Source organism: Pedobacter sp. HMWF019, assembly GCF_003061025.1.
Lineage (GTDB): Bacteria > Bacteroidota > Bacteroidia > Sphingobacteriales > Sphingobacteriaceae > Pedobacter.
In genome coordinates this window covers 27,465-33,992 of record NZ_QAIL01000374.1, presented here as the reverse complement: position 1 = coordinate 33,992, position 6,528 = coordinate 27,465, and the positions used below count along the sequence as shown (strand labels likewise).

Below are 6,528 nucleotides of genomic sequence, written 5' to 3'. Positions count from 1 at the left end.
GGCAAAAGACAGCAAAGTGACCATGAACCGCGAAAGCCATCAGCTGATTGATATTCATTTTTCGGGTGCAGTTATGTTAAGTAACAATAGTGATGAAGATCAATATATCATCATTAAGCCTGAAGGTTCTGAGTCCAACGAGTCCAGAAAAAAAATGCGTCTGAGAAAAGGACAGTCTTATTTACTCAGTTATTATACAAGTAAACAAGATGAATTACTGGTTGTTGATCAACAGCGACTTCTGGACATTCCGCCAGCTATAGCCCTAAATATGCGGCGGGATTTTAATCTCTAATACTTTTTATTTACAATTATTCTAAATAGCGTAGGGGAAAAACTGCGCTCGGGATAATACTATATAAAAGAAAGGTTACTATGACTGATTAAGATATACGCTCCAAATTCTATACTAAAAGAGCCATGCAGTTCTCACCTGCATGGCTCATTCCCGGCTAACCGGGCAAACTTCTAAATCGACATTTAAAAGCAATGCAAATTAAAACATTTTTTGTTACAGGGATTCTTTTTGCCTTTATATTTGTGGTACAAGCCCAGAATAGAGGTAAGGGTTCTATCGGCGGACGACTTACTGATGAAAATCAGAATACTGTTTCGTCAGCTACAGTTAAACTTTTACCCCTTGAAAAAGGGACAAAGACTGATCATCAGGGGAATTTTTTCTTTGGTGGACTTTTACCAGGCAACTATACTTTAAAGGTATCTGCTCTTGGATTCAAAGAAATTATAAAAAACGTCACGCTTTCCACAGAAGGAAGATTCCATGAAAATTTCCAATTGGAGCCAGACAGCCGCTCTATCAATGAGGTTTCCATTACTGGTTTAAGTAAACATAAACAGGTTAATCAGCAAGCCTACAATGTAACTGCTATTGATGCTAAGAAGCTCTACAATACCACTATGGATATAGGACAGGCTCTAAACAGGGTGTCCGGTGTGCGGCTGAGGGAATCAGGAGGTGTGGGTTCTAACATGAGTTTTTCTTTAAATGGATTTTCCGGAAATCAAGTGAAGATGTTTCTTGACGGCCTGCCAATGGATAATTTTGGATCGTCTTTTCAATTGAATAACATTCCTATAAATTTTGCCGAAAGAGTAGAAGTATATCGTGGAGTAGTACCTGTCTGGCTGGGTGGGGACGCATTGGGTGGTGCGGTTAATATTGTAACCAAAACAGAACCGGGAAAATATCTGGATGCTTCCTATTCTTTTGGATCATTCAATACCCATAAAACAAATATCAATGCAGGTTATATTGATCAATCCGGATTGACTTTACAATTGAACGCTTTTCAGAATTATTCCGATAATAATTATAAGGTCAATATACAGGTACCCGATCCAATAACAAAGAGACTTGTAAATCAACGTGTCAAACGTTTTCATGACAATTATCACAATGAAACCCTGGTTGCGAATATTGGAGTATCTAATAAGAAATATGCAGATCAGTTATTAGTGGGGGTTACTTTAGGTAATAATCGCGCTGAAATACAAACTGGTAACGACATGCAGGACGTTTATGGCGCGAGGGAAACCCGGGGTAAAATTGTGCAGCCTGGTTTTAAATATTTGAAAAAAGACCTGTTTGTTCAGGGGTTGAATGTTAGCCTGAATGGTCGTTTTAATTTTGGACAGGAAAGAAGTATTGATACCGTGCCACGTCTCTTTAACTGGCTTGGAGAGAGTATACCCAAAAATAAGGAGAATGCGCCTGGTGGTGAAGCAACATATACAGATTTTAAATATAAAAACAACACTGGCTTAGTATCTGCCAATGCAACTTATGATATCTCGGATAAACATGGCCTAATGTTAAACCATCAGTTTTCATCTTTCAACAGAAAGGGAATAGATGCCATTCAACCCGATCTTAAAGAAAACAAATACCCTAAAACAACACGTAAGTATATTACAGGTTTAGGATACCGAATGGCACTGAATGAAAAATGGAATACGAACGTATTTGCGAAGCACTATTATCAAAAAGCTATATCGCAAAATGTAGTTGGCGAAACGGATCCGATAAGGACGATTGTAGTCAATAAAATGGGATACGGGATGGCAGCTACCTATTTCCTTCAGACGGATTTTCAGCTAAAATTATCTTATGAGAAAGCCTATCGTTTGCCGGGAAGCAATGAGCTTTTTGGCGATTTGATTAACCAATCAGATAATCCCAATCTCAGACCTGAAAGTAGTGACAACATTAACCTTGGGCTTTCCTATTTTCTGAAATTGAACAATTCACACCGGATCGGTATAGATGCAAACTATGTATGCCGACATGCCAAAGATTATATACGTGCAATGGTCGGAGATCTGCAGCCGAGCGGCAGACGTGATTTTCACTTCGAAAATCTGAGAAGCGTAACGAACAACAGTGTTGATGCCAATATCAGGTATTATTATAAGAACCTGATTTCCCTGGGTGGTAATATGACTTATCAGAATTTAATCAACACGAATAAGGTAGAACCAGGTAAATCATTGGAAAGTGATATTTATAAGGACCGGTTGCCGAACGTTCCTTATCTCTATGGAAATGCAGATGCCAACATTTATTTCAATAATGTACGTAAAAAAGGGGATATGCTGAGTATAGGATATAATCTGCTGTATGTCCACCAATTTTCGTTAAACTGGGAAGCGTTTGGTGGTAATGAACAGCGATATATCATCCCTCAACAGCTTTCTCACGATGTCAACGTGGTATATACGATGGCATCAGGTAAGTACAATATCGCCTTTGAGTGCCTTAATCTGACCGATGTTACCCGTTATGACAACTTTGCTTTACAGAAACCCAGCAGAAGTTTTAACCTGAAGCTCCGGTACTTTATTAAGAAATCATAATATAAATAATCTTACAAATTAATAAGATAAACTATCCTGAGCAGCTTACAACCAGCAAAAAGCTTAGGATGGCTTTATAAGCTTTAAAAATCAAATCAAATAAAAATGAAACAATCGCAAAATCTAGTAAAAGCATTTTTGTTAGTGGGTCTTTTTGGTATTGGCCTGATGTCTTGCAGTAAAAACAAGGATATTCAAGAACCTGAAATTGCTAAGCCGGGAATGGAAACGAAAAAGGAATTTGTATTCGTCGTTACGAGCGAGGCTGCAGGTGAAGGCGGCGGAGCAGGCAGTTATGTTGTATCTTCAGAAGACGTCAAGAGTGGCGAGATCAGTATTGTAGGTAAAGGGATTCCTTCCAATGAATTCTATTTTAATGTGCAGAACAACCTTGTTTTTGGTCTTACTTACAGTAACCAGGGGCCAATTACACCTTATGGATTTGGAACCAACGGAAAATTAACCCGTTTTGACAATAAAACCGTTAATGCTGTACGTCCTGGAATATTTGGTAACTACGGAACCAAAAATACAATTATCGGATCAACGAACCGTAGTCTTACTGATCCGGTAGCCACACTGATGAATTATAATGCAGAATCATTTCTAATTCAGAACCAGGCAACAATTAATCTTGCTGAATTGGCTGGTAACGGCCGGATGGCCATTTGGACGGGCTTATTCCAGGTCGGAGATAAAATATATATCCCTTATCAAATTGCGGAAGGTGAAGGCAACTGGGGAGGTAATATTACAGAGGTTAACAAAACAACTATTGCTGTTTTAAGTTATCCTGACCTGAAACTGGTTAAAAAGATCAGTGATGACAGAGGTAGTTTTGTTGGTAACTGGGGTTCACAACAGGGAGTTGGCGTTCTTACTAATGGAGATGCTTATACCTGGTTTACTTCAGGAACAACTGAAGGTGGCCTTGTGCCTAAGAATCCTTCAGGAATGCTAAGAATTAAGAAAGGAACTGATGAGTTTGATAAAAGTTACTTTTTTAATGTAGAGGCGTTGGGCAAAGGAAAAATAGCACGCGGTAATTATATCAGCGGAGCCAAATTCCTGATGACGCTCTATGCATCAACCGAAACTGGTGGTGTGGGCGGCGGTAAAGTAAAACTGGCTATTGTGGATGCCGAAGCTAAAACAGTTTCAGAGATAAGCGGTGCTCCGGTACATGATCAGACCGATTATAATAACAAAATATATATTGAAAAGGATGGTAAAACAGCCTACTATGTAATGCAGGAAGACAATAAAGAATTCTATGTGTATGTGATTGACGTGGCAACTGCAACAGCAAAAAGAGGTGCGCGTTTGAGAGGTATCACTAATGTAGCTGCCTTTAGCAAACTGGAATATTAATTATATCACTAATCAAATACCTGCTTGGAAATTCATTATTCATGACCATAAAAGATAGATTTAGTAAAATTAATGCCTGGCTGCACTTATGGCTGGGAATAGCTTCCGGAATTGTTGTTTTCATCATTAGTATAACAGGTTGTATCCTGGTTTTTGAACAAGAAATCAAAGACTGGACACATGCTAACCTGAAGGTGGCTGCACAGCATGAAGATCAGCTGCTCCCACCATCGGTGATCCATCAGGCTGTGTCAAAAGCTGTTCCGGGAAAAGAAATCTCTTCCATGTGGTACCATGGACTGGATAAAACTGTTGCCGTTTCCATGAATTCTGATTCCACTGTATTTGTGAATCCTTATACCGCTGAAATTGTAGCCTTTCAGGATCATGAAGATTTTTTCCATGAGGTAGATGAGCTGCACCGAAACCTGATGCTGGGAAGAAAAATAGGTAAACCCATAGTGGGTTGGGCTACCTTTATATTTTTCTTCCTGCTCATCAGCGGCCTGATTTTATGGTGGCCCAAGAAATGGAACAAGAGTAATCGTGATAAAAGCTTCAAAATCAAATGGAACGCAAAATTTAAGCGTATTAATTACGACTTGCACAATGTACTTGGGTTTTATACCCTGCTTATAGCCGTATTGATGGCCATAACAGGGCTGGTGATGAGTTTTTCATGGTTTTCCAGGAGTATGTATTGGGTAACCGGAGGTGATGGGGGGCCACGTAAACGCCCGGAAAAAGAGCTATTTGCTCCTTCTGCGGAGCCAGCACTGGTCATTGCCGATAAAATATGGTATAAAGTACGCAATGAGATTGCGCTACATAATAAAAACAACGTCATTGTCAGTATCCCTGAAAAGCCGGACGAACTGATTTATGCCTGTACAGATATGTTTTCCGGATTCTGGCGGGATCTCTATTTTGAACCTGCTACCCTGGAATTGTCGGCCAGAAGCGGAAAAAGACTTGGAGAACTTTCTTTTGCGGATCAAGTCCGTAAACTAAATTATTCATTGCATGTAGGCGCTTCTTTAGGATTAACCAGTAAGATCATTTACTTCATCAGTAGTCTGGTTTGCGCCAGTTTGCCTGTTACTGGCTTTTATATCTGGTGGGGCAAGAAACGTAAAAAATCAAAAAAAAGATCTCTATGAAGATTTATCTAACAGCAATTTTATTGCTACTGCAGATTGGTGTTTTTGCACAATTTGCTGGTGTTAGCGGCAGGGTATTAGATGAACATGCTCAATCGCTGCCCTCCGCCGCTGTGGTTGTTTTACGCGTTGTGGATTCTGTAAAAATAAAATCGCTAATGACAGATTCTCTTGGTTATTTTAAAGGTACAGATATACCTAAAGGCAAATATCTCATTTGTATCAACTACATGGGATATACACCTTATTTTGGGAAAGTTTTCGAACTGACTGAATTTCAGAAACAATACCATTATGGTGAACTTCATCTAATGCCAGATAACCGAACATTAAACACGGTTGTCATTAATGGGGCCACACCATTGATTTCACAACGTTTGGACCGAACGGTCATGAACGTGGAAAAAAGTGTGATGGCAGAAGGTAATACTGCCTTAGAGTTGTTATCCAAAGCTCCTGGTGTCAGCGTTACCGAAAACGGAGAAGTTTCTTTGAAAGGCCGTGCAGGAACATCCGTAATGATTAACGGGAAGCTCACCTATCTATCCGGCAGCCAGCTGGCTACTTTGCTCAGAGGTACAAGTTCTTCAGCTGCCTCCAAAATTGAAATTATTGCAAATCCTTCCGCAGGTTACGATGCCTCAGGGAGTGGTGGGATCGTGAACATTATATTGAAGAAAAATGCGAATTCAGGGTTTAATGGCAGCGTTTCTGCAAATGGGGGACGAGGAAGGTCGGCACGCTATGGTAGCTCGGCAAGTTTCAACTACCAAAAAAATAAACTGAATCTGTATGGAAGTTACGATCTGACTGTACATGATTATACAAGTTATACAGATGTTGAGCGTAACTTTTATGAGAAGGATAATCGCAATAGGATTTTGCAAAGCACTTTCCAGCATTCGGAGGAAAGCGCCAAGCTCCGCGCGCACAACTTCCGGGCCGGCGCGGATTTGAACCTCAATGAGCGCAATGTAATTGGTTTTCTGATTAATGGGGCAGTAGGTAAATATCCAACCAGCCAGCAAACCAATAGCCAGTGGATGGACGGCCAGAACAAACAACCGATTTGGAACGCATTAACTTATACAGAAGGGAAGGAGCGCTGGACAGATTTGCTGTA

Annotated in this window: 4 protein-coding genes and 1 pseudogene; all 5 read left to right on the top strand. The window is 40.0% G+C overall.

Translation table 11 applies throughout. The features are described from left to right. Window positions 1–295 (top strand): hypothetical protein (locus DBR11_RS29935; RefSeq protein ID WP_199233904.1); only part of this gene is annotated, 295 nt, incomplete at its 5' end. Window positions 296–489: 194 nt separating this feature from the next. Continuing rightward, window positions 490–2,874, top strand: coding sequence for a TonB-dependent receptor (locus DBR11_RS20525; protein ID WP_108554491.1), 2,385 nt, complete (start codon window positions 490–492; stop codon window positions 2,872–2,874). A 105-nt stretch (window positions 2,875–2,979) separates the two neighbouring features. Continuing rightward, window positions 2,980–4,245 (top strand): DUF4374 domain-containing protein, encoded by a 1,266-nt coding sequence (locus DBR11_RS20520; RefSeq protein ID WP_108554490.1) that lies wholly within the window; start codon window positions 2,980–2,982, stop codon window positions 4,243–4,245. Between the two features lie 41 nt (window positions 4,246–4,286). Continuing rightward, window positions 4,287–5,405, top strand: a complete 1,119-nt coding sequence (locus tag DBR11_RS20515; RefSeq protein WP_108554489.1) for a PepSY domain-containing protein — start codon at window positions 4,287–4,289, stop codon at window positions 5,403–5,405. Then, window positions 5,402–6,528 (top strand): annotated as a pseudogene (locus DBR11_RS20510) (carboxypeptidase regulatory-like domain-containing protein); the annotation flags it as partial. The gene DBR11_RS20515 and the pseudogene DBR11_RS20510, both read left to right, overlap by 4 nt.